Here is a 25,774-nt window from a genome sequence, read left to right on the forward strand (position 1 = left end):
GGCTTGTTCCGACGGCTTCGACGTATCGACTTACTCGGTCGGTGCGTCCTCGGTGGGTGTCCGCGCCTCGCCCTCTTCCGGAGCGATACCCTCAAAGCGCGGCCGGCGACGGCGACGCGGCTTCACCGGCGCCTCCTCGACGGGGGCCTCGGGCGCCGGTGCGGCCGCCGGCTGCTCGACAGGCGTCGTTGCGGCGACCGGACGGGGCGGTGTCATCAGGAAGGCCGGCAGGCTGGCCGGATCCTCGGCGGTGACCGGCGTCGGGGCTGCTTCCCGGCGGCGCTCACGACGGGGCGCGGGCTCGGCCTGGCGCGGCGCCTCGCTGCGGGGTGCAGCCTCACTCCGGGGCTCGGACCGACGCGGCTGGCGCTCGTCCGAGCGAGCCTCCCGCTGGCTGTCCGGCCGGTTTTCCTGCCGGACGTCCTGCCGGTTCTCCTGCTGCCGGGTCTCCGGCCGTGCGGTGTCGGAACGGCCGGATTCGTAGCGGTTCTGGTCGCCGCGAGCGTCCTGGCGGTCCTGGCGATAATCCTGCCGGCCGTAATCCTGGCGCGCGTCCTGACGGTTCTCTTGGCGGTTGTCCTGGCGATCCTGCCGGTAGTCCGGGCGCTGATAATCCTGTCGCTGCGTGTCCTGCCGCTGCGTGTCCTGGCGCTGCGTGTCCTGGCGCTGGTAGTCCTGCCGGGGCTGGTCCTGGCGCCGGTAGTCCGGGCGCCCGTTATTGTCGAACCGGCGCTGGTCGCGGTTCTGGAACCGGTCGCGGCCCTGCTGGCGGCCGTCCTGGTTCGACTCCTGGCGCATCTCGTAGGGCTGCGGCTGCTGGCCCGGATCGTTGTCGTCGTAGCCGTTATAGGCGTGGCCGTTCTGACCCGAGCCGTTGCCCTGACCCTCGTCGTCCCCCTCGTCCATGTCGTCCTCGTAAGAACGACTGGCATAGCCGCCGGTATTGGCCGGGCGGTTCTGCTCCTGGGCGCCAGAAACGATCCGGAAGTAGTGTTCACCGTGCTGGAAATAGTTTTCCGCCGCCACCGGATCGCCGGCCGCCTGCGCGTCCCGGGCAAGCTGCGCGTACTTGTCAGCGATATGCTGCGCGGTGCCGCGGATTTTGACGTCGGGGCCGTTGGATTCGTACGAACGCGTCAGCGGATTCGGACCTTTGGGCCGGTTGCGGCCGCGCATCCGTCGATTCTGGTTTGGTCTCATCGGTCTTCAGTGACCCTCGTTCACGCAAACGACAGTTCTTCGGGGCGTCCGGCGTCGATCTTCAGACGCGCTCCGGCTAAATGCACCCGGTAAAGCCGCGCATTCGACCGCTCCGCGGTCCGCGCAACTGCCTGACCATCCCTCGCACCGCGCGCCCGGGCCAGACGCCAGAAACCAGTCGATTGTCAGGTTCGAGTGCTGTCGAACCGCCGCGCGATCGCACGCGCGCTCCAGTCCAACGGTACGGGGGATCAGCGAACCAAGCGGCGACCAGAGATCGTCACCGACCTTACAATCGTCCGTCTTAACGAACCGTTCGCGATCTTCAAGCGGACTCTAGCGTTCCCAAGGAGATGCAACAAGCATTTTCTCAACGCACCGATCGTCGGTCCAGACTTAGGCATCCGTGTGACCGGATGAAAGGCTGAAGATCAGCACACGGTCATGGCCAGCCAGATCCCGTTTGAGGCCGCGATCCGTGAAGCCGGCGGCGCGAGCCAGATCGCGAACAGAGTCCGCCTGGTCGTAGCCGATCTCGAACAGGAGCGTCCCGCCCGGCGCGAGAAGGGCGTTCGCCCGCACACCCTCCAGGATCCGCCGATAGGCGGTGAGGCCGTCCGGGCCGCCGGCGAGGGCCGCACGCGGGTCATGCGCGCGCACATCCCGGTCGAGGTCCTGAATCAGATCATCCGCGATGTAGGGCGGGTTCGAGACGACGAGATCGAACCCGCCCCGGAGGGCGTCGCACCAATCTCCCGCCATGAAGGCCGCCCGGCGATCGACCGCGTTCGCCATCGCGTTCTGTTGCGCCATGTGCAGGGCGCCCCGTGAACGGTCGACCCCGATCCCGACAGCGTGGGGAAGCTCGCTCAGGAGCGCTACCAGGATGCAGCCGGAGCCTGTGCCGAGGTCGAGGCAGCGAAGCGGCGCATTCCGGTCCGGCACGGCGGCAAGTGCCGCCTCCACCAAAATCTCCGTGTCCGGGCGCGGCACCAGCGTCTCGGGGGCGAGCCGAAACGGCAGGCCCCAGAACTCCCAGGCGCCGAGAATCCGGGCCACCGGTTCTCCCAAGAGCCGCCGCGCCAGAGCCGCGTCAAGGGTCAATGCTGCGTCCGCGCTGAGGATTGTGTCTCCGTCCAGCAAGAGGTCGCGGGTTTCAAGGCCGAGGAGGCCCAGCATTAGAAAGCGCGCATCGCCCGCCGCCTCCGCGATGCCGGCGGCGCTCAACCGAGCGGTGCTCCGGCGCAGGGCCTCCCGGCGCGACAGGCCCTGGCTGGTCTCCGCCGTCACGGTACGGCTCAGGCCATCCCCTCGGAAGCCAGCAGTTCCGCCTGATGCTCGGTGATCAGAGCGTCGACGACCTCGTCCAGCGCCGTGCCGGCCATGACCTCTTCCAGCTTGTAGAGGGTCAGGTTGATGCGGTGGTCGGTCACCCGGCCCTGCGGGAAGTTGTAGGTCCGGATCCGCTCGCTGCGGTCGCCGGACCCGACCTGTGCCCGCCGGTCCGCGGCCCGGGCAGAATCCTTGGCGGTCCGCTCGGCGTCGTAGAGCCGGGCGCGCAGCAGCGACATGGCGCGGGCGCGGTTCTTGTGCTGCGAGCGCTCCTCCTGGACGAACACCACGATGCCGGTGGGCAGGTGGGTGATGCGGATCGCCGACTCGGTCTTGTTGACGTGCTGACCGCCGGCGCCCTGGGCGCGCATCGTATCGATCTTCAGGTCGGCATCGTTGACGACGATGTCCACCTCCTCGGCCTCCGGCAGCACCGCCACGGTGGCCGCCGAGGTGTGGATGCGCCCCTGCGTCTCGGTGTTGGGCACCCGCTGTACCCGGTGGGCGCCGCTCTCGAACTTGAGGCGCGCGAACACGCCCTTGCCCTTGACCTCGGCAACGACCTCGCGGAAGCCGCCGACCGTGCCCTCGCTCTCAGAGATCACCTCGACCCGCCAGCCCTTCGACTCGGCGTATTTCGCATACATCCGGAACAGGTCGCCGGCGAACAGGGCCGCCTCGTCGCCACCGGTGCCGGCCCGGACTTCCAGGATCGCGCTCTTTTCGTCGGCTGCGTCCTTGGGCAGCAGCATAAGCTGAAGGGCCCGATGGGTCGCCTCCAGCCGCTCCTGGGCCTCCGGCTTCTCGTCGGCGGCCAGCGCGCGCATCTCGGGGTCGGTCCCCGGCTCGTCGATCATCGCCTCAAGGTCGGCGAGGTTCGCGAGCGCCGCTCGATAGGTGCGGATCGCGTCCACCACGGGATCGAGGTCGGACAGCTCCCGGGAGAGCTGGATCACGGTCTCGGATTCACCCTCGCCAGTGGCGAGTTGTGCGGTGACGAATTCATGACGCGCCAGGATGGCGTCGAGGCGCTCGGAGGGAAAAGGGATCATCGCCCGTGTTTCTGCAGGTTTTTGCGCACGACGTTCCGGGCCGGGCGAAGTCTTGTCTCAGGGGTTGGAGCGCGGGATCGGAAGGCCGACGCATGCGGCTCGACAGGTCCCCCACCCCAATTCGATTTCCGCCGAGCGCGGACGCCGCAGCGCATCGAGGCTGTGCCGTACAACCCCGGCCGAACCTTCGGCAAGGGTCGCATAACGGGTTAGATAGGTACGCCGTTGGCATGCGCGAAGGCGGTGAGGGCCGGACGCAGGGAATCGCCGTCGTGCATCCGGGCCATCTCGGTGTCGATTAGCTCGGTGATGGCGCCGGCATCGAGGCTCAGCACCATCGCCTTGACCGGGCCGATGGCGGCCGGCGACATCGACAGGCTGCGGTAGCCCAGCCCGATCAGCGCCATCGCATCGAGCGGGCGGCCGCCGATCTCGCCGCAGACCGTCACCGGGCAGCCGGCGGCGTTAGCCCGCTCTGCGATCAGCCGGAATGCCCGCAGGGCCGCGACGCAGAGCGGATCGAACCGGTCGGCGACCCGGCGGTTCTCCCGGTCGACAGCGAACAGGAACTGCATCAGGTCGTTCGAGCCGACCGAGAGGAAGTCGGCTTCCTTGGCGATCTCGTCGATCTGGAACAGCAGCGAGGGCACCTCGACCATCGCGCCGAGGCGGCATTCGGTCGGCAGCTGGTAGCCGTGGCGGCGCAGATAGGCCTTCTCGCGCTCGACGATGCCCCGGGCGCGGACGAACTCGTCCACGGTCGCGACCATCGGGAACATGATCTTGAGCGGGTCGCCGTCGGCGGCCTTCAACAGCGCGCGGAGCTGCATCCGCAACAATGCCGGCCGGTCGAGACCGATGCGGATCGCCCGCCAGCCAAGCGCTGGGTTCTCCTCCTCGAGCTTGGCCATGTAGGGCAGGATCTTGTCGCCGCCGATATCGAGGGTCCGCACCGTCACCGGCTTGCCGGCCGAGGCCGCGAACACCTTGCGGTAGAGCTCCTGCTGCTCCGCCGCCGACGGCATGCGCTGGGCGACCATGAACTGCAATTCGGTCCGGAACAGGCCGACACCCTCGGCGCCGGTCTCGTGCAGGTGGCTGAAATCCACCAGCAGGCCGGCGTTGAGATTCAGGCCGACCCGCACGCCATCCCGGGTCTGAGCCGGGACGTCGCGGAGCGCCCGGTACTGCTCCTGCCGGCGGGCGCGCAGGCGCACCATCTCGGCATAGGCGGCCTCGACCTCGGGGCCCGGCCGGACGTGGATCTCGCCGGCCACGCCATCGACGATGATCGCATCGCCGGCGTCGCACAGGGCCGAGGCGTTCTCGACCTCGCCCACGGCAGGGATGCCGAGGGCTCGCGCCACGATTGCCACGTGGCTGGTGGGCCCGCCCTCCTCCAAAACGATGCCGCGCAACGTCGAGGAATCGTAGTCGAGCAGCGCCGCGGGCCCCATGGTGCGGGCCACCAGGATGGCGTTCTCGGGCAGGACGACGGTGCCGCCCGCCTCGGGGCCGGTCAAGGTGCGCAGCAGCCGGTTGGCGAGGTCGTCGAGATCGTGCAGGCGCTCGCGCAGGTACGGGTCCGACTGGCGCATCATCCGGGCGCGGTTGTCCGACTGCACCCGCTCCACCGCAGCCTCTGCGGTCAGGCCCGAGGCCACCGCCTCGCGCATCCGCCGGAGCCAGCCCTTGTCGTGGGCGAACATCCGGACGGTCTCCAGCACCTCGCGCGATTCGGCGGTGCCGATCCGGTCGCCACGCTCGACCAGCGCGTCGATGGCCGAGCGGACCTCCTCGATCGCCGCGTCGAGCCGCGCCACCTCGCGCTCGACATTCTCGGCAATCAGCGTCTTCACGACGACGCGGGGCTCGTGCAGCACCACGTGGCCCAGCCCGATCCCGTCCGCCAGGGCGATGCCCCGGGCGACCACCGGGCGGCGGGCGGCGGTGCCGGCATCCGGCGCCAGGCCCTCCAGCTCGCCCGAGGCGATCATCTCCGAGAGCACCATCGCGGTGGTCTGGAGCGCCTCGATCTCCTCCTCGGAATAGACCCGATAGGTCTTGTTCTGGACGGTCAGCACGCCGAGCGTGTTGCCGGCCCGCAGCAGCGGCACGCCCAGAAAGGCGTGATAGGCCTCTTCACCGGTCTCCGGTCGGTACGAGAACGCCGGGTGGTTCTGCGCGTCGGAGAGGGAGAGCGGCTCGGCGGTGCGTGTGATCAGGCCGACGAGGCCCTCGTCGGCATGCATCCGCGTCAGATGCACCGCCTCGCGGTTCAGACCTTCCGTCGCGAACAGTTCGAGTGTGTTGTCGTCGCGCAGGACGTAGACCGAGCAGACTTCGGCCACCACGTTGGCGGCGATCAGGACGACGATGCGGTCCAGGCGTGCCTGGGGACTGACCGGCTCCGCCATCGCTTCGCGGAGGCGGCGCAGCAGCAGGCGCGGGCCTCCGGGCGCAGCGGGCATCGGTTCGTCGTTCCAACGTGGCGAGTGGCCTTGGCGTCGACCACCCTGCAACCTTGGCGCCACCATCGAAACGGCGGGCGCCCGATGGACCGCGCCGCATTCCTCCAGAGCACCTCTGGGATCGGCGGACCGGCCCGTGACTGTTCTAGCTCAAGACACCCGATCCACTTTCGAAACCCCACCCGATCGCCCCGCGATCGAACACGATTTCGATCTCTCGTCCAAGCCTAGTTTCAGATCGCCTCCGCCCGCCGAACCGGCATCCATTCGGTGCGGAAACGCTCTAAACTGAGCCCGTGCAGGCTCAGGCCTGATCCAGGCCGTATAGCGAGTGGAGCGTGCGCACGGCAAGCTCCGTATAAGCCGCGTCGATGAGCACGGAGAACTTGATCTCCGAAGTGGTGATTGCGCGGATGTTGATGCCCTTCTCGGCCAGCGCCCGGAACGCCTTGGCGGCAACGCCAGCATGGCTGCGCATGCCGACGCCGATCGCCGAGACCTTCACCACATCGGTGGCACCCTCGATCTGCGCGTAGCCGATCTGCGGGCTGGCCTGATCGAGAATCGCCCGGGTGCGCTCGTATTCGGCGGCCGGCACCGTGAAGGTCATGTCGGTGGTCGACTGGTCGCCCGACACAGTCTGGATGATCATGTCGACGTTGATGTTGGCGTCCGCCAGCGGCCCGAAGATGGCGGCGGCGACGCCCGGGCTGTCCTTCACCCGGCGCAGGGTGATTTGCGCCTCGTCCCGGGAGAACGCGATCCCGGTGATGATCTGCTGTTCCACGATGTCGTCCTCGTCGCAGATGAGGGTGCCAGGGCGCGCGGCGTCCGGCGGATCGAAGGAGGACCGGACCGTTGTCGGCACCCGGTGGACCATGGCGAGTTCCACCGAGCGGACCTGCAGGACCTTGGCGCCGAGCGACGCCATCTCCAGCATTTCCTCGAAGGTCACGCGCTCCATGCGCCGGGCCTTCGGCACGATCCGCGGATCGGTGGTGTAGACCCCGTCCACGTCCGTATAGATGTCGCAGCGCTCGGCCTGGATGGCGGCCGCCACGGCCACCGCCGAGGTATCCGAGCCGCCACGCCCGAGGGTCGTCACGCGGCCGGACTCCGGATGGATGCCCTGGAAGCCGGCGATCACCGCGACCTCGCCCTTGGCGAAGCCGGCCTCGAGATTCTTCGGGTCGATCTCGGCGATACGGGCGGAGCCATGCGCGTCCGAGGTCAAAACGGGAACCTGCCAGCCCTGCCAGGAGCGGGCCTTGATGCCGTCCTTCTGCAGGGCGACCGCCAACAGGCCGGCAGTGACCAGCTCCCCAGAGGCCACGACGGCGTCGTATTCCCGCGGGTCGTAGAGCGGGTTGGCGTCCTTGACCCAGTCGACCAGCTCATTGGTCTTGCCGGACATCGCCGACACGATCACGGCCACCTCGTAGCCGGCCGCCACCTCACGGGCGACGTGGCGGGCCACGTTGCGAATGCGGTCGACGGTGGCGACGGAGGTGCCGCCGAATTTCATCACCAGACGGGGCATGATCGTTCTTCGCGGGTTCCCGGCGCCTGGGAGAGGGACCGCCCTGGCGGGTCCCGGACAGTGCCCGGCGGGTACAAGCGGCTCGGTAAGGTGTCAACAACCGACCGGACATGGCTCCGGCGCCGCGGCGACGGCCTCGGGAGAGCCGTGCTATGGGCGGCGCAGGACCTGACCTGCCGGCCCTCAATCGCGATCGCTCAGCGAGCGCTGCGGTTCCGGGCCATGAACGGACAGGGATGGTGGATCGTCTGGACGGAACGCGCATGGATAGGACAGCCACGAATCCCGGGTCGGACGGCTTCGTCGATCGCGGCGAGGTCGCGCGGTTCGACGCGCTTGCCGCCACTTGGTGGGACGAGGCCGGGCCGATGCGGGTGCTGCACCGGTTCAACCCGGTCCGGCTGGCCTATATCCGCACGGCGCTGTGCCGGCGCTTCGGCCGGGATCCACAGGCGCCGTTTCCGCTGGATGGGCTGACCATCTGCGATGTCGGCTGTGGCGGGGGCGTGCTTTCGGAACCCCTGGCCCGGCTCGGCGCCAAGGTCACCGGCCTCGATCCGGCGGAGCAGAACATCGCGGTGGCCCGCGCCCATGCCGAGGCGGCGGGCGTACCGGTCGATTACCGCGGCGAGACCATCGAGGCCATTGTCGCCGCGGGCCAGAGCTTCGACGCCGTGCTGATCATGGAGGTGGTCGAGCACGTCTCGGACATGCCGGCCTTCGTTCGCACCGCCTGCGCGGCCGTGAAGCCCGGCGGCATGCTGTTCGGGGCGACCCTGAACCGGACGATGCGCTCCTTCGCGCTGGCCATCGTCGGCGCCGAGTACGTGCTCGGCTGGCTGCCGCGGGGCACCCACGATTGGGCAAAGTTCGTAACGCCGGAGGAGTTCGCCCGTGCGATCCGGGCGGGCGGCCTCGACGTCACCGATACGATCGGCGTCGCCTACAATCCTCTGACGGATGGCTGGCGCACCGGCCGTGACAAGGCCGTGAACTACATGGTCGCGGCCGAGCGCAGGGGCTGAACCGGAACCGCCGTTCGCGGTTGAGACCGCAGCGGAGACCCAGAGCATGCTCGAGAAGATTCCAAGTGCGATCGGCGAGGCCCTGTCCGGCCTCAAGGCCGGGATGGAGAAGACCGCCTATCACGCGGCGTTCGCCGACATCCCGGAGACAGTGACCTTGACGAGTCCGGCCTTCGCGGACGGGACGGAGATCCCCGCCCGCTTCACCGCGGACGGGCCAGGGACCTCCCCGCCCCTCGCCTGGAGCGATCTGCCAGCCGGGACCGCTGCCCTGGTCCTGCTGGTCGAGGATGCCGGCAGCCCGACGCCGCAGCCGCTCGTTCATCTCATCGTCTGGCATCTGCAGCCCGCCACTGTCGGCCTCGCAGAAGGAACGCTGCCGGGGCCTGGCCGGTCGGCGGACGGGACAAGCCTCGGCAAGAACAGCTTCCTCAAGTCCGAATGGCTCCCGCCCGATCCGCCGAGCGGCCACGGCTGCCACGCTTATCTTTTCCAGCTCTACGCGCTGGGGCGCGTCCTCGATCTGCCCGAGGATCCCGGCCGCGGCGCCCTTCTCGACGCCATGCGTGGAACTGTGATCGGCAAGGGTAAGCTCATCGGCACCTACGCACGGGCCTGAGCGAAAAGCCTTTCGGCCCATGGGGATGGAACCGGGGCCGGAAGCCGTTTGCGTTGTGCGCGATCGCGCTTCGCGGTAACGTGTCGACCAGATACCGCCTCTGCGGACGATGACATCATTCAGTTTCGGAGGCAGGATCTGTGGGCGTCAGCGCGCAGCAGAAGCGGCAGGACACGCAAATCGTTGCCCGGGCGCTCGCCGCCACGAATGTCGGGACCTGGGAGTGGCGAATCGCCGACGATGTCGTGCGTTGCGACTCCGTCGCCGCGACGATGCTCGGCATCCCGCGAACGGCGACAGGGCATGACACGAGCTACGCGCTGTTCTTCGCGCGGATCCATCCGGACGACCAGCCGCGTATCGGGTCGATCGTGAGAAACCTCCAGCGCAACGGCGGCCTCTACGTCGCCCAGTACCGCACTGTGCTGGCGCCGGACGACGTGCGCTGGGTGCTGGCGCGGGGCCGCTTCGTCATCGGCCCGGACGGGACCGTCAGCGAGGCCCGCGGCATCATCATCGACGTGACCGAGAGCAGCCGGGACGGTTACATCGACGAGGCCACCTTCTGCGCGATCGACGGCCAGAAGGGTGGGATCGACCGGGTGGCCGAACTGGCGCTGGCGCTGTTCACGACGGCCGAAGGCCTGTCGGGCGTCGACTTCGAGCGCTTGAAGCCGCTGATGGACGCGCTGCTGCACGAGATCGGGCGGCAACTCGTCGTCACTGCGGCGGTGCCGCATGTCGACAGCGTGCATTGAGGCATCGCGCCTGCGACGCCTTGCCTTGCGGTGGCGAATCCTGATATGGCGGCGCCATCCCGCGATGCGTGTGCCGTGATGGCTGGACGCGACCTTCGCGTCCCGCCTCGTGACCACGTTCCCGATCCCCCTTGAATGGACGGCCCCATCTGGGCTCGAGAAACCGATGAAGATCCGTAACTCCCTCAAGTCCCTGCGCGGCCGTCACCGCGACAACCAGCTCGTGCGCCGCAAGGGCCGGGTCTACGTGATCAACAAGACCCAGAAGCGCTTCAAGGCCCGCCAGGGCTGACATCTGCGGCTCAGCTTCGGCTGAGCTCGACACTACGAAAGCAGCCGCACCCGTCCGGGTCGCGGCTGCTTTCGCGTGCGCGGCACCGCGGCACGTTGACGAGGCCCGCACCCACGCACACTCTGGCGCGATGATGCAGACCCGCCTTTTCGCCGCCTTGATCTGCCTCCCGGTCCTCGTGTCGGCCGCCGCGGCAGCTCCGGATGCGGGCCGGTCCGGCCGTCCGGCGCCCGAGGCGAAGCCGGCACCGAAGCCCGTGAGCCTCGACGACCTGTTCGCGCGCCTGCGCGCCAGCGACGATCCGGCCGAGGCGAAGGGCATCGCTAAGCTGATCGAGCGCCGCCTCGACACCTCCGGCAGTCCGACCGCGGACCTGCTCACCGACCGCGCCCGGCAGGCCATCGCGGCCCACGACTTCCCCCTGGCCGCCGAACTGATGGATCGTGTCACCGCCCTGGAGCCGAGCTGGCCCGAAGGCTGGAACCGGCGCGCCACGGTGTTCTGGCTCCTGACCGACAAGGACGACGCCATCGCCGATCTGCGACGCGCCCTGGTTCTGGAGCCGCGCCATTTCGAGGCTTGGGCCGCCATGGGGCGGATCTACGAATCCCTGGACGACAAGGCCCGGGCGCTGGCGGCCTTCCGCCGGGCCAAGGCGCTCTATCCGACGATGGAGAAGATCGGCGAGGCGGTCGACCGCCTGGCGCCTGAGGTCGACGGCCGCGACCTGTGAGCCGCGTGGCCGGCCTCCTCCTCACACTTCTCGCTCTCCCGGTCGCGATCCTGGGTCTGGTTCTGGCGCTCGGCGCGGTGGCGAGCCTCATCATCACACTGCGGGTCGGTGCCGAGAATCCGCCGGCCGGTCCTTTCGTCGATGTCGCTGGCGGGCACCTGGCGACGATCCAGGCCGGGCCGGCCGACGGTCCCCCGGTGATCCTGCTGCATGGAGCCTCGGCCAACGCCTCCGATCCGATGGAGGGCTTCGGGCGCCGCTTGGCCGAGAAGAGCTTTCGCGTCATCGCCTTCGATCGGCCGGGATTCGGCTGGAGCGACCGCATCGACGGACGTTCAGCCGCCGCGCCGGCCGTTCAGGCGCGGATCGTCGCGGAAGCGCTGGAGACGCTGGGTGTCGGTCCGGCAGTGGTGTTCGGCCATTCCTGGGCCGGAGCGCTAGCCCTGGCTCTGGCTCTCGATCATCCTGAGCGGGTGTCGGGGCTGGTCCTCGCGGCCCCCGTCACCATGCCGATGCCGGCGCGGATGCTGGTGCTGCCCTGGTACTGGCGTCTGGCGCTGAAACCACCCGTGGCTTGGCTGCTGAGCCGCACCATCGGTCCGCCGCTCGCCCAATATTATTTGCCGGAAACGGCGAAGCGGGTCTTCCTGCCTCAGCAGGCGACTCCGGGTTACGCGGAGGCGGTCCGCGCCGCTCTCGTGCTGCGGCCCGGAACCCTCCTCGCCAATGTGCAGGATCTCGTCGGGCTACCGGCCGCCCTGGCAGCGCAGAGCCCGCGCTACGGCGATCTCCGCGTCCCTACCCTGGTGATTTCCGGCGAGGCCGATCCGATCGTCCGCAGCGAGACCCAGGCGATCCCGCTGGTCAAGGCGATTCCCGGCGCGCGGCTCGTTCTGCTGCCCGGGATCGGTCACATGCTCCATTTCGTGGCGGCCGAGCGCCTGACCGAGGAGATCGCCCGGTTCGCTGGTGAGCGGCGCGAGGCGGCGCCGCTCCTCAAGGATTAGTCCTTCATCCGAACGGTGAGTTCCGGCTTTCGGACCACGACGATGCAAACCGCCAGACCTCACGCCTTCTCGGCGTGCTCCCGGGTGATGAAGGTCAGCCGCACGAGGTTCGTCGCCCCCGGCGTCCCGAAGGGCAGGCCGGCCACAACGATCACCCGGTCGCCCACCGCGGCGAATTTCTCGCGCACGGCGAATTTGGCGGCGCGGAACGACATGTCGTCCACGTCGCTGGCATCCTTGGTCACGATCGGGTGCGTCCCCCAGGCGAGCGCCAGGCGGCGGGCGGTCTCGCGCCGGGGCGTCAGGGCGATCACCGTGGCGTTCGGGCGCTCGCGCGACAGGCGCAGGGCGGTCGAGCCCGAGTTGGTCCAGGCCATGATCGCGTCGAGGTTCAGGGCGTCGACCATCTGGTGGGCGGCCGCCGCGATGGCGTCGGCGGCGGTCTCGTCCGGGGTCGCGCTCTGCGCCCGGATGATCGACCAGTAGACCGCGTCGCGCTCCACCTGCTCGGCGATGCGGTTCATCGTTTCCACAGCCCCGACCGGGAAGGCGCCCGAAGCGCTCTCGGCCGAGAGCATCACCGCATCCGCGCCCTCGTAGACCGCGGTCGCCACGTCCGAGACCTCGGCGCGGGTCGGGACCGGCGCCGTGATCATCGATTCGAGCATCTGGGTCGCGACCACCACGGGCTTGCCGAACCGGCGCGCGCTGCGGGTGATCCGCTTCTGCACGCCGGGCACCTGCTCCAGCGGCATCTCCACGCCGAGATCGCCGCGGGCGACCATCAGGCCGTCCGAGATCTCGATGATCTCGTCGAGGCGGGTCAGGGCTTGCGGCTTCTCGATCTTGGCCATGACCAGGGCGCGGCCGGCGCAGACCTTCTTGACCTCGGCCACATCCTCGGGACGCTGCACGAAGGAGACGGCAATCCAGTCGGCCCCGGCATTCAGGCCGGCATCGAGGTCGGCCCGGTCCTTCTCGGTCATCGCCGGCACCGGGATCACCGTATGGGGCAGCGACACGCCCTTGCGGTTCGAGATCTTTCCGCCGACCTCGACGCGGGTGACCGCCCGGTTCTCCGAGGTTTCGAGAACGGTCAGCCGCAGCTTGCCGTCGTCCAGCAGGATCGCGTGGCCGGCTTCGAGGGCCTCCAGGATCTCCGGATGCGGCAGGTGGCAGCGGTGGGCATCGCCGGGGGTCGGGTCGCCGTCGAGCACGAAGGTCGCGCCGGTCTCGATCATCACGGCGCCTTCCGCGAAGGTACCGAGCCGGAGCTTCGGCCCCTGCAGGTCGACCAGGATGCCGATCGGGTGCTTGGCCTCGCGCTCGATCGCCCGGATCACCTCGACCTTCTCGGGCAGTTTTTCGCGGGGGAGATGGCTCATGTTGAGCCGGAACACGTCCACGCCCGCCCGGAACAGGCGTTCGATCATCTCCGGCGAATCCGAGGCCGGCCCGAGGGTGGCGACGATCTTGGTGCGGCGCGAACGTTTCAAGCGTGATCCTCCGGGTGTTCCGCCGCGTCCGCGCGAGTTCGTCCTCGGCGGCGTCGGTTTGTTGGGTGCGGGTGTAGGCATCCGGCACGGGGCAGCGTCAAGGGCGCCCCGGCACCGTCACGGCTTGGCCGGCGCGTCCGCCCGGTTGGGGTCGGTGAGCTGGATGGTCCAGCTCTTCTGCTCGCCGGTATCGACCTCGAAGAAGCCGTTCCTGTCGTAACCGCGGGCGAGGCAATCCTCGACGCCGCGGATCGTGAACTCGGAATCGCGGGTGCACATCAGCGAGCGCCCGCTCCACTCGCCGCCGCGCGTGTAGTCGACCGCGAAGACGTAATAGAACCGCGCCGCGAGCGCGCCCTTGAGCAGGGTCTCGCAGGCCTTCGGGGCCAGATCCCACCAGCCCTCCGTGACCCAGCCCTGCGGGTCCCGGTAGCCCAGCGAGATACCGACTTTGCTGGCAGTCTGGTTGCACAGGCGCAGGTCGGCCTTGGCGGTGCCTGCGCCGAGCAGTGCGACACCGATCCCCAGGGCCACCGACAGCGCGAGCGGAGCCGCGGCTCCGCTCCCAAAAAAACTACCCGACGAGGATGATACGGCAATCGTTGACATTGGTACGGGTCGGACCGGGGTTCACGAGGTCGCCGAGGGCCGCGAAGAACGCGGTCGAGTCGTTCTGCGCCAGCATCGCGGCGGGGTCGAGGCCGGCGGCGCGGGCGCGTTCCAGGGTGGTCGGGTCGACCAGGCCGCCGGCCGGGTCGGTGGCGAGGCCGCGCCCGCCATCGGTGCCGTCGGTGTCGGCGCTGATCCCGAAGATGCCGGGCTCGCCGTCGAGCGCCACGGCAAGCGCCAGGGCGTATTCCTGGTTCGGGCCGCCATGGCCCTCGCCCCGGATCGTCACGGTGAGCTCGCCTCCCGAGATCAGTGCGACGCGCTGGCCAGCGGCTTTGTAGCGCTTGGCTTCGCTGGCATGCACGGCGGCGACCTCCCGTGCCTCGCCTTCGAGGTCGGCGCCCAGCATGATCGGCTCGTAGCCCGCCTCCCGGGCCGCCGCGGCCGCAGCCTCCAAGGCGTCGATCGGCCGGGCGATGATCCGGTACTCGGCCCGGGCGAAGGCGGGATCGCCGGCCTTCGGGGTCTCGTTGTTCGGGTCGTTCAGCAGACGGATCGCCGTCTCCGGCAGCGGGATGTTCCGGCGCTCGCAGATCGCGCGGGCATCCGCCAGGGTCGAGGGATCCGGCACGGTCGGGCCAGAGGCGATCACCGCCGGATCGTCGAAGGGCACGTCGGAGATGGCGAGCGTCAGGATCCGCCGGGCGTTGCGCGCCGCAACCGCGAGCCGGCCGCCCTTGATCCGCGAGATGTGCTTGCGAACGGTGTTGATCTCGCCGATCGGCGCGCCGGAGCGCAGCATCGCCCGGGTGATCGCCTGCTTCTCGGCAAGCGTCAGGTCCCCGGCCGGGGCGATCCAATTGGCCGAGCCGCCGCCAGACAGGAGCACCAGCACCTCGTCGTCCGGGCCGGCCTCGGTGGCGAGCCGCAGGGCCTCCTGGGTGGCGGCGATGCCGGCCTCATCGGGGACCGGATGGCCCGCCTCGACCATGTGGATACCTGGCGCGTCCTGGCCGTAGCCATGGCGCGCCACCGCAAGGCCGACGATCCGGTCGTCGCCGAGCCCGTGCTGCTGCCGGTAGAACCGGCTCGCCACCGCGCTCATGCTGCCCGCCGCCTTGCCGGCCGCCAGGATGATCAGGCGCCCCGGGCTCGGCGCCGGCAGGTGCGCGGGCAGACACAGGTCCGGATGGGCGGCGCGGATGCCGGCATTCAGCAGGGTCTCTAGGAGCGCGCGCTGGTGCAGGATGGCGGGATCGGCGATGGGCGGGACGGTCTCGGGCATGGCGTCGGACGGGCTCCTCACTACAGTTTCTTGCGTGCGATCCCCGCCCATGCGTTGTGGGCGGCGGGCCCGTTTCTTGCCGTGAGCGCACGTTGTTTGGTAGGCATCTGGCCTCACCCGATGATCTGCCCGAGCGGCCGCCCTACGGCAAGCGCGATCGGCGCCGTCCCACAGATCCAACCCTCGGAGCCCCGTGACCCGTTCGGAGACAGAAGCGCGCGCCCCGGCCCCGCACCCGTGCGAGATCATCCCGGGTGATCCGGCCTGCGGCCTCGTCCTCGCCTGCGACCACGCCTCGAATTTCGTGCCCCCCGACATCGAACTCGGCGTGCCGGAGGCCGAGTTCCGCCGGCACATCGCCTACGATATCGGCGCCGCGGCGGTGACCCGCGGGCTCGCGGCCCGGCTGAACGTGCCGGCGATCCTGACGAATTTCTCCCGCCTGATCATCGACCCGAACCGTGGCCGGTCCGATCCGACCCTGGTGATGCGCCTCTCCGACGGCGCCGTGGTGCCCGGCAACGCCCGGATCGACGAGGCCGGCAAGCAGGCCCGGATCGCGCGCTTCTACGTGCCGTTCGACGCCGCGATCGACGAAGCGGTCGCGGCCGCCCAGGCCGCCGGCCGCCCCCCGGCGATCCTGACCATGCACAGCTTCACACCCTATTGGCGCGGCATCGCCCGGCCCTGGCAGGTCGGCATCCTGTACGATCGGGATGCGCGCTTTGCCCGCCCGTTGATCGAATCCCTGGAGGCCGATCCGGCCGGGCTCACGGTCGGCGACAACCAGCCCTATGGTGGCGGCCTGCCGGGTGACACGATCGACCGCCACGCCACCGCCCGCGGCCTGCCCAACGCCCTGGTTGAGATCCGCCAGGACCTCATCGCCGGCGAGGCCGGCCAGGAGGAATGGGCCGAGCGCTTCGCCCGAATCCTGCGCCCGCTGATCGCGGCTTGATCGGCACGCGTCCAATCCCAAGATCCGGGCGGCCTGACCTCAACCGAAAAGCGATTCCGACGATGCCCGAGATCGACCCGCGGACCCAGACCGAACTCGAAGCCGCGGTGTTTCGCCGGCTCGTGTCGCATCTGCGCGACCGCACCGACGTGCAGAATATCGACCTGATGAACCTGGCGGGCTTCTGCCGGAACTGCCTGTCGAACTGGCTTAAGGATGCCGCCGACGAGACCGGCGTGCCGCTCACCAAGGACGAGAGCCGTGAGGCCGTCTACGGGATGCCCTACAGCGCGTGGAAGGCGAAGCATCAGAGCGAGGCGAGCCCGGAGCAGCAGGCGGGATTCGCCGCGGCGCAAGGCAAGGATCACTGAGGCGGCGACCCGGCGGGCGAGAATCGGCTAAGCTTCCGGTAAGTTCGGACCCTTAACCAACGATCCAGGGCGCAACCGCGCCGCGCATCCCGGAGAGCCCCATGAACGCCCATTCGATGCCCACTGCTGCGGCCCAGCGGCCCGGGGGCGACGTCTCGTCTTCCGAAGGCGTGGCCGCCGACGAGCTGAAGCAGTTCATCGAGCGCCTGGAGCGCCTCGAGGAGGAGAAGGCCGGCATCATGGGCGACATCAAGGAGGTGTTCGCCGAATTGAAGGGCCGCGGCTTCGACGCGAAGGCGGTGCGCACGATCATCCGGATCCGCAAGCAGGATCACAGCGAGCGCCAGGAGCAGGAGGCGATCCTCGAGCTCTACATGCAGGCCCTCGGCATGGCGTAGGGCTTAGGCTGCCGAGCCGGCACGAGGTTCGGAGGCCGAAGCCAGATCGGAATCGAACAGGGCCGTACCTCACCAGGTACGGCCCTTCGCCTATTGGGTGGGTGCTTCGGTCGGCGGTCAGTGCCCGCCCGCGGCGTGGGCCTCCTCGACCAGACCCAGAGTCCGGCCTGGATATCCGGCGGCGTCGAAATACCGGGTCTCGCCGACCGTCTGGTAGTTCAGCACCGTCACGATGCCGGCCGCGTCCGGCTCCGAGCGGCGGATATGCTTCTGCGCCGTGGGCCGCGCGCCGTTGACCATCGCCTCCGTGAGGACCCGGCCGACCAGTTTGCCCTTGCTGGGAATGTCGAGATCGAGGATCCGGGCGATGGTCTTGCCAAGATCGGCATTGCTCGCCGGGATGTCGCTCTCCAGGCCGCCCCGGAAGCTCGGGCCGACCGCGCCCATGACGTTGCGGGTGTCGGCGCGCCCGAAGCTGCCGTGCATGCCCTGGCCCTGCTGCAGGGTGGTGTCCGACACCTCGACGCCGCAGATGGTGGGATCGGCGCAGCCCGTGGAGAAGCTGCGGAAGTTGACCACGATCGCCGGCATCGGGGTCAGGGCCGACCCGTCGAGGGCGATGGACGAGAGCGGCAGGGTGCCGGGGATCGCGCCGAGCGCGTCGCTGACGAACAGGCCGCTGACGTAATCCTGGCGGGACAGCGCCTCGACCACCTTCCGGGCCAGTGCCTTGTCGCTGTTCGGCACGTAAACGAGGTCCGAGCCGCCATTGGCCGCAACCACCACGTCGGGCTTCACCGGATCGGAGCCGATCAGGCCGTTGGCCCGGCTCGGGAAGGCCCCCGTCTCGATCTTGGCGCCCTTCGCGTCCGGATCGAACAGGGTCAGGCCGAGGTCGTGCGCAAGATCGATGGCGAGGAAGCCCGGCGGCAGCTGCCTGGCCGGCACACCCTTGTAGGATTGTGACGCGGCGAAGCTCGTGGCGCTCTCCTTCGAGATCGTGGAGAAGCCGTGATCGGAGGTGAGCACGATGTCCGTCGTCTCGGCTAGGCCCTGCTCGCGCAAGGCGGCCTGAAGGGCAGCGAGATTGTCGTCGGCGTTGCGAATGGCGGCGAGGCTCGTCGGCCCGTTGATGCCGGGCACGAGACGCCCGAGACTGTCACCCTGGTTGTGTTGCGTCCCGTCGGGATCGCGCGACCAGAACACCAGCACGAACGGCTTCTGCCGGGCCTTGAACAGCGGCAGCACGGCCTTGGTAGCGACGGTGGCGAAATAGGCCTGCTGCTCGACATTGGCCGCGACCGTGCCGGCGGTCTCGGCGGTGCCGGCCTGGCCGTTGGCGCCGCGGGTCGGCGCCTGGTCCGGCAGGCCGACCTCCTTCAGCCGGGCGCGGAACGCGTCGCCCAGCGGGATCCCGCCCGCCCGGCCGGTGCTGTCGTCGATATGGATGTTGTACTGGCCCGAGCGTTCGGTGTGATCGAAGACCAGGGACGGCCCGAGCTTGCCGATGCTGGCGGTGGAGAAGCCCTTGGCCCGGGCGGCCTTCAGGATCGTCTCCTCATTGAGGTAGTTGCCGGCGAAATGCTCGTCGACGTCCCCGAGCACCGGGTCGCTCTCGAGGAACGGCGTCAAGCTGTCGCCGGCACCCGGGACCGGGAAGGCCGTGTAGATCGTGTTCCCGAACTGGCCGGTATCGCCGAGCATGTGGCCTGTCGCCATGGCTGTGGCGTTCGGCATGGTGAAGGTCGGGAACATGGAGTGCGTGTTGGTGAAGCGCACACCGGTCTTCATCAGCCGGTCCATGGTCGGCGCGTTCTGCGGATTCACCATCCCGGCCCGGAGGCCATCGGCGACGAACAGGATGACGTTGTGGGGCCGCGTCTCGGCACGGGCGGCGCTGGAGGCGCACAATCCGACGAGGCAGGCAACGATGACGCGACGCATGACGAATCTCCGACCGATCCGGGCAGCGGCGTGGCCGGCGAAGATCACAGTGCTGTGACAGGAGGCAACCTAGCGGCGCCAAGGGGCCAGCGTGTTCGCATCGGGTCGCAAAGCGCAGGACTGCTTGTCGGATCGATCAGCACCTTAAGAACTGCCCCGCACACAGGCGATCGGTCGGCCTCTGCTTATTCGCAGACAATCGGACCACCGGAAATATTTTCGCATGTCTTTCCAGCCGCGCCGTCACTGCGAGCGTAGCGAGTAACCCATGGAAACGGCACATCGGGAGGTCGCGCGCCGCACTGGGTTGCTTCGCTGTGTTCGCAATGACGGTAACCGCTGTTCCGCACGCCTCGATCAGCGAGCGTGAAAAACGAAAGCGGCCGCGATCTTCCGATCGCGGCCGTCTCGCATCTTTATGCCGCCGTCTTACGCAGCCTTGGGCTTGGCCCGGGTCAGCAGCTTCCGGTTGACCAGCACCTCGGCGATCTGCACCGTGTTCAGAGCGGCGCCCTTGCGGAGGTTGTCCGACACGCACCAGAAGTTCAGGCCGTTCTCGATGGTCGCGTCCTCGCGGATCCGCGAAATGTAGGTGGCATCCTCGCCCGCTGCCTCGTGCGGAGTGATGTAGCCGCCGTTCTCGCGCTTATCGACCACCAGCACGCCCGGCGCCGAGCGCAGGATCTCGGTGGCACGTTCCGCCGAGAGCGGGCGCTCGAACTCGACGTTCACGGCCTCCGCATGCCCGATGAAGACCGGCACGCGGACCGCGGTGGCGGTCAGCTTGATCTTCGGGTCGAGCATCTTCTTGGTCTCGGCGACCATCTTCCACTCTTCCTTCGTGTAGCCATCCTCCATGAACACGTCGATGTGGGGGATGACGTTGAAGGCGATGCGCTTGGTGAACTTGCCGTCTTCCTTGATGTCGCCGGCGGTGAACACCGCGCGGGTCTGGTTGAACAGCTCGTCCATCGCCTCCTTGCCGGCGCCGGAGACCGATTGGTAGGTCGAGACAACGACACGCTTGATCGTGGCCGCCTCGTGCAGCGGCTTGAGAGCGACGACCAGCTGGGCGGTCGAGCAATTCGGGTTGGCGATGATGTTGCGCTTGGTGAAGCCCACCACCGCGTCGGCATTCACCTCGGGCACGATCAGCGGCACGTCCGCGTCGTAACGGAACGCCGACGAGTTATCGATCACCACGCAGCCCTGCTGGCCGATCCGGGGCGACCACTCCTTCGAGGTCTCGCCGCCCGCCGACATCAGGCAGATGTCGGTGTCGGAGAAGTCGTATGTGTCGAGCGCTTTGACCTTGAGCGTCTTGTCGCCGAAGGAGACTTCCTGACCCTGGCTGCGGCGCGAAGCCAGCGCCACGACCTCATCGGCGGGGAAAGCCCGCTCGGCCAGGATATCCAGCATCTCACGGCCCACGTTGCCCGTGGCGCCTACGATGGCGACCTTGTAACCCATCTCTCGTCTCCGCGCGGAAAACCCCGACCGATCCGGGTGCCGCGCTCATGCCAGCAAACTCGGCCGAAAAATCGTTCGCGCCGAAGGGGCGCCCGCTGTACGGGCGCGGCCGCGAACCCGCACCAGGTGGGGGTGGCAGCCGACCCGAGCAAGGCGCCGAAGGGGCGAGGCTGTCAAGGCCGGAGCGGCGACCGCAAGGATCGATTCACCCTGTCGCGGGAATGCCGGGCATGACGGCCGGTTGGAGGGTGGTGCTCAACCCGACGCGGTGATGATCGGCCGGCGGCCCAGGCAAGGGGCCGTCCGTACGGGACACCATGCAGATTGACGATCAGCGCAACGAGGCGCAGGGCACATCCCACATCCCCAAAGGCGCGCGAAAGCTTTCTCTCGTCGGCCTCGGTCTGCGCCTCGTCGTCGCCGCGGCGATGATCGCCGGACTTTGTCTCTATGCCCGGACGCCGCCAGCCGCGCAGCGGCAAGTGGCTGTCGATGCGGCCGCGACCCCTTTCGTGCCGTCGACGGCGGCACCCAAAGTTCCCACCGCGGCGGCACCGGCCCGGTTCGGGCTGGCCGAGCCCGGCCTGGACCCGGTCCGGGTTGCGGCGGCTCGGATCCACCCGGCGAGCAGCCTACGCGAGGATGCGCTGGCACGCGGTGCTTTCGAAATCATGGAGGCACCCGCGCTGCGGGTGACGCTGACGCGTGGCGACGACGCGGCTCCGGCACCTGGTCTGTTCATCCTGCTGGCTCGACGGGCTGCCACCGACGGCCCCGCCCTCTCGGTCATTCGAACTGGCCCGGGTGGCCGTGTCGCGACCAAGTTCGGGACTGTCGAGACCCTGGAGGTCACCCTCGGCGGCCCGGCCCAACGGACCTGCACGGGCTTCGTCAGCCGCGAAACAACGTTCCGTCTCGACGGCTGGCTCTGCGCGCCGCTCAGCCATCCCCCCGAAGCCCGAACGTTGGGCTGCATGATCGACGCCCTGACCCTGGACGACGCCGCGGACCCCAGCGCGACCGCCGCTTTCACCGCTCAACGTACAGAGCGCGGATGCAGCGTGACCACGGTGGCGGATGCCACCGAACCGACCGGGTCGCTCGGACGCCGCAAGGCGCACACGAAAAAATGAGGCCAGAATACGGCCAATCGCCAAAGCTCGGCCAATTTCACGGAACCACAGCCCCACTCAAGCGTCGTTCTATCAAAGGCGGCGAACCGTTAAGCTTCGATCGCCATATTGATGGCACTCACAGACAAGGTTGGCCATGCGCTCGCTTAAGATCGCTCTTCTCGGCGTCATCGCCGCCACCGGCTTCGGCGTCCTGGCGTCTGCGCCTGCCCAGGCTCAGGATGGTTTCGGTCCGGGTCGCGTCTACAGCGTCAGCCGTCCGCTCCCGATCCGCGTCCGTCCGCGCAGCTGGCTCGACGCCGGCAACGTGCCCCTGACGTCGAACGTTCCGGGTGCCGGTGGCTCGCGTAACCCGGCGCTCAACCCTTACTTGATCGCTGCTTCGAACCAGCTCACCCCGCCTTATGGTCCGACCGATCGGTTTGGCCGCGGCATCCTGCCGGATCCGATCACCAATGGACCGTTCATCGGCGCTCGGTCTTCGGCGATCCGCAACGTCGACCTCTCATTCGTCGATCGGCTGGATCCGACCTCGCCGCTGTACGGCCGCCCCTACTAAGCCGACGCGTCAGTTCCGGATTTCGAAAGCGCAGGCCTGAGGGCCTGCGCTTTTTGCTTTTCGCGGGCTGCTCATCTGTCTTCTCATCCGGACAGGTGAGCGAAACAGGTTCGGAAAGAAGGCCGCTAGCCAACCGCCCGATCCTCAAAAGTCTCCTTGCAAGCGCCCGCATCGCATCACCGCCTCGACGTGCAGGGAGCGGTTGGAAGGCTCGCCACGCTCCGTACGTTCATCGTCCGGCGCTACTTGACCTGCACGCTGTCGACGACTTCGCGGAACTTGGCGAGCACGCCCGCACGCTGATCCTCGCGCACCACCCCAAGGGCGCGAAGGTACCCGTCCGCGTTAAACCGAATTGTCTGCGACACGACCACAGGCACGTTGGTCGGCATATCGACGGCCCGGGCTACGATCTCGTGCCAATCGACGCCGTTCGAGCGGTAGCTCTGGGCCCGCTCGATCACGAAATCCTTCATGGTCTGGTTCGAAGCCAGGGCAGCCCGGGCGAAACCGTCGCGCTGCTCCGCGGCTGGCGGCTGCTGCACCGCCTGAGCCAGAACCAGGATCGGCTGCTCCAGATTCTGCATCTGGTCCTTCGGCCCTGCGGTGAGCAGAACGGAATTGCCGGCCAGAACCCGAACCGGCCGGAACCCCGCCATGTCACCGATCCGGAACGGCAGCGCGTCGACCTGCTGCGTGAGGGTCAGGGGTGGGCGCAGGGTGACGCCGGTCACCAGCTTGCGCATCGTCTCCTCGGTCTCCGCATCCGGGAGGGCCTGGGCGATGATCAGGCCGGTCACGGTGGGGGTACCGACGACCAGGATCCATTTGCGGATCGCGGGCCCCGTGGCGTTCGGATCGGCGGGCTGCTCGCCGGTGTAGAGCATGCCCTCGTTGTCGCCGACCTTGACCTCCTCGCGCTTCTCCACCGCGAAGCCCTGGCTGAGCAGGTTGGCGTCGGTGAAGCCGCTGACCATCTCGGCGAAGGCGTTCGGCGGCAGCTCGACCACCGACACGGTGGCGCCGCCTTCCTTGCGCTCGAAGCCGGAGAAGCGCCGCGACAGCGCCATGTCGGCGGGCGGTTCGAAGCCGAAGCGGGAGCCTGGCGGATAGATCGGATCGGCGGCATGAGCCGCGGATCCGAGCCCGGCCATCAGGACGGCCAGGGACAGAACCCGCCCGAAACGCAGCGTCAGGTTACGCACCAGCATCGGAAACCGGTTCTCCTCGGACCGAGGCCCATTCGGCCTCGCCTCGTGCGATGGGTCCGACGGCCGGCTTCCGCTGTCAAGCGCTTGTGAGATCAGGAGATCGGGAGTTCCGCTATCCGGCGCTCACACCACAGGGGCGCTGACCCGGCGCAGCGTCAGGTTGCAGCGGCCACCGACCGGCAGGAAGCATGGCAGGGGGTTCTCGGCGAGGAGGTCGTTCTCCGGGTAGAGGCGGTCGACCCCGTGATGGATCAGACGCGAGGCGCCGCCGATCACCAGGGCGTCACCCGGTAGAAGTCGCACCGAGCGGGTCGGGTCGGAGCGTCGAAGGCCGCCGTAGCGGAACAGGGCTGCAGCGCCCAGCGACAGGGAGACGACCGGGGCCGAGAAGTCGGCCTCGTCGCGGTCCTGATGCAGGCCCATGCGGGCATCCGGGGCGTAGAGATTGATCAGGCAGGCTTCGGGCGGCGCCGGAAAAGCGGCCAGCGCGTCCCAGGCCGCCTTGGCGGCGGGCGGGATCGCGGGCCACGGTTCACCGGTCTCGGGATGGTCCGGCTGGTAGCGGTAGCCGCTCCGGTCGGAGACCCAGCCGAGCGCACCGGCATTCGACATCCGCACCGTGAACGGCTTCCCCGTGCGGGGCATGCACGGGGTGACGGGCGACGCGGACGCGAGCACGGCAGCGACCTCGGCGGCGAGCCGCGCGCGGGCCGCCGCATTCAGGAAGCCCGGATGGTGGATCAGTCCCGGTGCGAGTTCGGTTGCCAATCAGCGGCCCGCTTCGCCGTTGCGGGCCAGGATTTCCTTCGCGGCGACTGTGGTGTCGGCGGCGAGCCGGTAGACCAGCGGCACACCGGTCTTGATCTCCAGGCCGGCGATGGTGTCCGGACCCAGGTGGTCGAGCACCATCACCAAAGAGCGCAGCGAGTTGCCGTGGGCCGCCACCAGCACGCGCTGCCCGGCCATCACCCGGGGCAGGATGGTCTCGATGTAGTAGGGCAGGACGCGGGCGGCGGTGTCCTTGAGGCTCTCTCCCCCGGGCGGCCGCACGTCGTAGGAGCGGCGCCAGAGATGCACCTGTTCCTCGCCCCACCGGGCGCGGGCATCGTCCTTGTTGAGCCCGGCAAGGTCGCCATAATCGCGCTCGTTCAGCGCCTGCGACCGCACGACTTCGAGATCCGAAAGACCCATCTCCTCCAGCATCAGCGCGCAGGTGCGCTGCGCCCGGACAAGCTCGGAGGTGAAGGCGATGTCGAACCCGTAGCCCGCGCGCCTAAGGGCGCGGCCGGCCGCCCGCGCCTCGTCGACGCCGCGCTCGGTGAGTCCGGGGTCGCGCCAACCGGTGAACAGGTTCTTGAGGTTCCACTCGCTCTGGCCATGGCGAGCGAGGACGAGCAGGCGCTCCATCGGCAGATCGTACCCTCGATGATGGTCTAAAACCCGAGCACGTCCGCCATGGAATAGAGCCCCGGCGGCTTCGGATGAGCCCACAGCGCGGCCTTCACGGCCCCAGCGGCGAACAGTCCGCGATCGGCGGCGTGATGGCTGATGGTCAGGGTCTCGCCGGCACCGGCGAAGATCACGCTGTGATCCCCGACGACGGATCCGCCCCGGAGGGTGGCGAAACCGATATCGCCCGGCCGGCGCGCGCCGGTATGCCCGTCCCGGGTCGAGACCCGCACGTCTTTCAGGTCGACGCCGCGCCCCTCCGCAGCGGCCTCGCCGAGCAGCAGCGCGGTGCCGGACGGCGCATCGACCTTCATGCGGTGGTGCATTTCGGCGATCTCGATGTCGAACTCGTCGCCCAGCGCTTTGGCGACCCGGCGCACCAGCTCAGCCATCAGATTGATGCCGAGCGACATGTTGCCGGAGCGCACGATGCGGGCATGGTAGGAAGCCGCCTTGAGCTTGGCGAGATCGTCCTCCGAAAGGCCGGTCGTGCCGACCACGTGGACGATGCGGGCCTGGGCGGCCAGCTCGGCGAATTGCACGGTGGCGGCGGGGGCGGTGAAGTCCAGCACGCCGTCGGCGGTGGCGAAGGCCTTCAGCGGGTCATCGGTGACCGGAACGTCGAGGGGCGGAAGCCCAGCCAGCACGCCGGCATCCTGCCCGAGAACCGGCGAGCCCTCGCGCTCGATCGCTGCCGCTAGCGTGCAGCCCTCGGCTTGGGCCACCGCCCGCACCAGCATCCGCCCCATGCGCCCGTCAGCGCCGACCACCACGAGCCGCATTCACGTTGTCCTATGTCGTTCCGTCCCCGGCGAGCCTGATCGATGTCAGGCGCCGCATCAATGGGCCGGACCATCTGTTG

25 protein-coding genes are annotated in these 25,774 nt (G+C 68.8%); 11 read left to right on the forward strand and 14 right to left on the reverse strand.

Annotated elements, in window-relative coordinates; genetic code table 11:
• Positions 1-30: 30 nt before the first annotated feature.
• The 5 genes from MKK65_RS05140 to MKK65_RS05160 all read right to left on the reverse strand — a co-directional run bounded on the left by MKK65_RS05140 (position 31) and on the right by MKK65_RS05160 (position 7,595).
• Complete coding sequence (locus MKK65_RS05140) at positions 31-1,176, reverse strand: DUF4167 domain-containing protein (RefSeq protein WP_243956004.1); 1,146 nt, start codon at positions 1,174-1,176, stop codon at positions 31-33.
• 420 nt (positions 1,177-1,596) lie between these two features.
• Positions 1,597-2,490, reverse strand: a complete 894-nt coding sequence (prmC, locus tag MKK65_RS05145; protein WP_243956006.1) for a peptide chain release factor N(5)-glutamine methyltransferase — start codon at positions 2,488-2,490, stop codon at positions 1,597-1,599.
• A gap of 8 nt (positions 2,491-2,498) precedes the next feature.
• Positions 2,499-3,584, reverse strand: coding sequence for a peptide chain release factor 1 (prfA, locus tag MKK65_RS05150; protein ID WP_058190222.1), 1,086 nt, complete (start codon positions 3,582-3,584; stop codon positions 2,499-2,501).
• 209 nt (positions 3,585-3,793) lie between these two features.
• Positions 3,794-6,055 carry a phosphoenolpyruvate--protein phosphotransferase gene (ptsP, locus tag MKK65_RS05155; protein WP_243956008.1) on the reverse strand — a complete coding sequence of 754 codons (2,262 nt, stop codon included), beginning with the start codon at positions 6,053-6,055 and terminating at the stop codon, positions 3,794-3,796.
• A gap of 304 nt (positions 6,056-6,359) precedes the next feature.
• Positions 6,360-7,595: an aspartate kinase gene (locus MKK65_RS05160; RefSeq protein WP_243956010.1), complete on the reverse strand. Its 1,236-nt coding sequence runs from the start codon at positions 7,593-7,595 to the stop codon at positions 6,360-6,362.
• 263 nt (positions 7,596-7,858) lie between these two features.
• Here MKK65_RS05160 and ubiG point away from each other — a divergent pair, with 263 nt between their 5' ends.
• From ubiG to MKK65_RS05190, 6 genes are all read left to right on the forward strand, one after another.
• Complete coding sequence (gene ubiG, locus MKK65_RS05165) at positions 7,859-8,620, forward strand: bifunctional 2-polyprenyl-6-hydroxyphenol methylase/3-demethylubiquinol 3-O-methyltransferase UbiG (protein WP_243956016.1); 762 nt, start codon at positions 7,859-7,861, stop codon at positions 8,618-8,620.
• Positions 8,621-8,666: 46 nt separating this feature from the next.
• Positions 8,667-9,239, forward strand: a complete 573-nt coding sequence (locus MKK65_RS05170) for a YbhB/YbcL family Raf kinase inhibitor-like protein (RefSeq protein ID WP_243956018.1) — start codon at positions 8,667-8,669, stop codon at positions 9,237-9,239.
• A 140-nt stretch (positions 9,240-9,379) separates the two neighbouring features.
• The gene (locus MKK65_RS05175; RefSeq protein ID WP_058190215.1) at positions 9,380-9,997 is read left to right on the forward strand and encodes a PAS domain-containing protein; all 618 of its coding nucleotides are present in this window, start codon (positions 9,380-9,382) and stop codon (positions 9,995-9,997) included.
• A gap of 166 nt (positions 9,998-10,163) precedes the next feature.
• Positions 10,164-10,289 (forward strand): type B 50S ribosomal protein L36, encoded by a 126-nt coding sequence (ykgO, locus tag MKK65_RS05180; RefSeq protein ID WP_003601867.1) that lies wholly within the window; start codon positions 10,164-10,166, stop codon positions 10,287-10,289.
• A 130-nt stretch (positions 10,290-10,419) separates the two neighbouring features.
• Positions 10,420-11,022 (forward strand): tetratricopeptide repeat protein, encoded by a 603-nt coding sequence (locus tag MKK65_RS05185; protein WP_243956020.1) that lies wholly within the window; start codon positions 10,420-10,422, stop codon positions 11,020-11,022.
• Positions 11,019-12,029: an alpha/beta fold hydrolase gene (locus tag MKK65_RS05190; RefSeq protein WP_243956022.1), complete on the forward strand. Its 1,011-nt coding sequence runs from the start codon at positions 11,019-11,021 to the stop codon at positions 12,027-12,029. The genes MKK65_RS05185 and MKK65_RS05190 overlap by 4 nt, the downstream gene beginning before the upstream one ends.
• Positions 12,030-12,088: 59 nt before the next feature.
• On the opposite strand, the gene pyk is transcribed toward MKK65_RS05190, so the two are convergent.
• From pyk to MKK65_RS05205, 3 genes are all read right to left on the reverse strand, one after another.
• Entirely contained in the window at positions 12,089-13,525 is a 1,437-nt protein-coding gene (gene pyk, locus MKK65_RS05195) for a pyruvate kinase (RefSeq protein WP_243956024.1), read from the reverse strand.
• A gap of 117 nt (positions 13,526-13,642) precedes the next feature.
• Positions 13,643-14,053 carry a DUF1036 domain-containing protein gene (locus MKK65_RS05200; RefSeq protein ID WP_243956188.1) on the reverse strand — a complete coding sequence of 137 codons (411 nt, stop codon included), beginning with the start codon at positions 14,051-14,053 and terminating at the stop codon, positions 13,643-13,645.
• Between the two features lie 46 nt (positions 14,054-14,099).
• Positions 14,100-15,419, reverse strand: a complete 1,320-nt coding sequence (locus MKK65_RS05205; RefSeq protein ID WP_243956026.1) for a glycerate kinase — start codon at positions 15,417-15,419, stop codon at positions 14,100-14,102.
• Positions 15,420-15,612: 193 nt separating this feature from the next.
• Here MKK65_RS05205 and MKK65_RS05210 point away from each other — a divergent pair, with 193 nt between their 5' ends.
• From MKK65_RS05210 to MKK65_RS05220, 3 genes are all read left to right on the forward strand, one after another.
• Entirely contained in the window at positions 15,613-16,377 is a 765-nt protein-coding gene (locus MKK65_RS05210; protein WP_243956028.1) for an N-formylglutamate amidohydrolase, read from the forward strand.
• Positions 16,378-16,439: 62 nt separating this feature from the next.
• Positions 16,440-16,748, forward strand: coding sequence for a DUF1244 domain-containing protein (locus MKK65_RS05215; protein WP_243956031.1), 309 nt, complete (start codon positions 16,440-16,442; stop codon positions 16,746-16,748).
• A 101-nt stretch (positions 16,749-16,849) separates the two neighbouring features.
• On the forward strand, positions 16,850-17,146 hold the full coding sequence (locus tag MKK65_RS05220; RefSeq protein ID WP_058190202.1) for a DUF2312 domain-containing protein: 297 nt from the start codon (positions 16,850-16,852) through the stop codon (positions 17,144-17,146).
• A gap of 117 nt (positions 17,147-17,263) precedes the next feature.
• On the opposite strand, the gene MKK65_RS05225 is transcribed toward MKK65_RS05220, so the two are convergent.
• Positions 17,264-19,090 carry an alkaline phosphatase family protein gene (locus tag MKK65_RS05225; protein ID WP_243956033.1) on the reverse strand — a complete coding sequence of 609 codons (1,827 nt, stop codon included), beginning with the start codon at positions 19,088-19,090 and terminating at the stop codon, positions 17,264-17,266.
• A 429-nt stretch (positions 19,091-19,519) separates the two neighbouring features.
• Positions 19,520-20,560, reverse strand: a complete 1,041-nt coding sequence (locus MKK65_RS05230) for an aspartate-semialdehyde dehydrogenase (RefSeq protein ID WP_243956039.1) — start codon at positions 20,558-20,560, stop codon at positions 19,520-19,522.
• A gap of 317 nt (positions 20,561-20,877) precedes the next feature.
• Between MKK65_RS05230 and MKK65_RS05235 the strand changes: the two genes are divergently transcribed.
• On the forward strand, positions 20,878-21,693 hold the full coding sequence (locus MKK65_RS05235) for a hypothetical protein (RefSeq protein WP_243956042.1): 816 nt from the start codon (positions 20,878-20,880) through the stop codon (positions 21,691-21,693).
• A 136-nt stretch (positions 21,694-21,829) separates the two neighbouring features.
• Positions 21,830-22,252 carry a hypothetical protein gene (locus MKK65_RS05240; protein ID WP_058190199.1) on the forward strand — a complete coding sequence of 141 codons (423 nt, stop codon included), beginning with the start codon at positions 21,830-21,832 and terminating at the stop codon, positions 22,250-22,252.
• A gap of 242 nt (positions 22,253-22,494) precedes the next feature.
• Here the strand turns inward: MKK65_RS05240 and MKK65_RS05245 are convergent, their stop codons facing one another.
• The 4 genes from MKK65_RS05245 to dapB all read right to left on the reverse strand — a co-directional run bounded on the left by MKK65_RS05245 (position 22,495) and on the right by dapB (position 25,694).
• Positions 22,495-23,463: a hypothetical protein gene (locus MKK65_RS05245; RefSeq protein ID WP_058190198.1), complete on the reverse strand. Its 969-nt coding sequence runs from the start codon at positions 23,461-23,463 to the stop codon at positions 22,495-22,497.
• 123 nt (positions 23,464-23,586) lie between these two features.
• Positions 23,587-24,231: an alpha-ketoglutarate-dependent dioxygenase AlkB gene (locus MKK65_RS05250; RefSeq protein ID WP_243956043.1), complete on the reverse strand. Its 645-nt coding sequence runs from the start codon at positions 24,229-24,231 to the stop codon at positions 23,587-23,589.
• On the reverse strand, positions 24,232-24,870 hold the full coding sequence (locus tag MKK65_RS05255; RefSeq protein ID WP_243956045.1) for a 2,3-bisphosphoglycerate-dependent phosphoglycerate mutase: 639 nt from the start codon (positions 24,868-24,870) through the stop codon (positions 24,232-24,234). It lies immediately after the preceding gene.
• 26 nt (positions 24,871-24,896) lie between these two features.
• On the reverse strand, positions 24,897-25,694 hold the full coding sequence (dapB, locus tag MKK65_RS05260) for a 4-hydroxy-tetrahydrodipicolinate reductase (RefSeq protein ID WP_243956053.1): 798 nt from the start codon (positions 25,692-25,694) through the stop codon (positions 24,897-24,899).
• Positions 25,695-25,774: the final 80 nt, after the last annotated feature.

Source organism: Methylobacterium sp. J-001, from assembly GCF_022829565.1.
Taxonomy (GTDB): Bacteria; Pseudomonadota; Alphaproteobacteria; order Rhizobiales; family Beijerinckiaceae; genus Methylobacterium.

Bases quoted from the DNA above. Each gene is read 5' to 3' on its own strand.
- MKK65_RS05140 (WP_243956004.1), bottom strand. From the start codon at position 1,176: ATGCGCGGCCGCAACCGGCCCAAAGGTCCGAATCCGCTGACGCGTTCG.
- prfA (WP_058190222.1), bottom strand. From the start codon at position 3,584: ATGATCCCTTTTCCCTCCGAGCGCCTCGACGCCATCCTGGCGCGTCAT.
- ptsP (WP_243956008.1), bottom strand. From the start codon at position 6,055: ATGCCCGCTGCGCCCGGAGGCCCGCGCCTGCTGCTGCGCCGCCTCCGC.
- MKK65_RS05160 (WP_243956010.1), bottom strand. From the start codon at position 7,595: ATGCCCCGTCTGGTGATGAAATTCGGCGGCACCTCCGTCGCCACCGTC.
- ubiG (WP_243956016.1), top strand. From the start codon at position 7,859: ATGGATAGGACAGCCACGAATCCCGGGTCGGACGGCTTCGTCGATCGC.
- MKK65_RS05170 (WP_243956018.1), top strand. From the start codon at position 8,667: ATGCTCGAGAAGATTCCAAGTGCGATCGGCGAGGCCCTGTCCGGCCTC.
- ykgO (WP_003601867.1), top strand. From the start codon at position 10,164: ATGAAGATCCGTAACTCCCTCAAGTCCCTGCGCGGCCGTCACCGCGAC.
- MKK65_RS05185 (WP_243956020.1), top strand. From the start codon at position 10,420: ATGATGCAGACCCGCCTTTTCGCCGCCTTGATCTGCCTCCCGGTCCTC.
- MKK65_RS05205 (WP_243956026.1), bottom strand. From the start codon at position 15,419: ATGCCCGAGACCGTCCCGCCCATCGCCGATCCCGCCATCCTGCACCAG.
- MKK65_RS05215 (WP_243956031.1), top strand. From the start codon at position 16,440: ATGCCCGAGATCGACCCGCGGACCCAGACCGAACTCGAAGCCGCGGTG.
- MKK65_RS05220 (WP_058190202.1), top strand. From the start codon at position 16,850: ATGAACGCCCATTCGATGCCCACTGCTGCGGCCCAGCGGCCCGGGGGC.
- MKK65_RS05225 (WP_243956033.1), bottom strand. From the start codon at position 19,090: ATGCGTCGCGTCATCGTTGCCTGCCTCGTCGGATTGTGCGCCTCCAGC.
- MKK65_RS05230 (WP_243956039.1), bottom strand. From the start codon at position 20,560: ATGGGTTACAAGGTCGCCATCGTAGGCGCCACGGGCAACGTGGGCCGT.
- MKK65_RS05235 (WP_243956042.1), top strand. From the start codon at position 20,878: ATGCAGATTGACGATCAGCGCAACGAGGCGCAGGGCACATCCCACATC.
- MKK65_RS05240 (WP_058190199.1), top strand. From the start codon at position 21,830: ATGCGCTCGCTTAAGATCGCTCTTCTCGGCGTCATCGCCGCCACCGGC.
- MKK65_RS05245 (WP_058190198.1), bottom strand. From the start codon at position 23,463: ATGCTGGTGCGTAACCTGACGCTGCGTTTCGGGCGGGTTCTGTCCCTG.
- MKK65_RS05255 (WP_243956045.1), bottom strand. From the start codon at position 24,870: ATGGAGCGCCTGCTCGTCCTCGCTCGCCATGGCCAGAGCGAGTGGAAC.
- dapB (WP_243956053.1), bottom strand. From the start codon at position 25,694: ATGCGGCTCGTGGTGGTCGGCGCTGACGGGCGCATGGGGCGGATGCTG.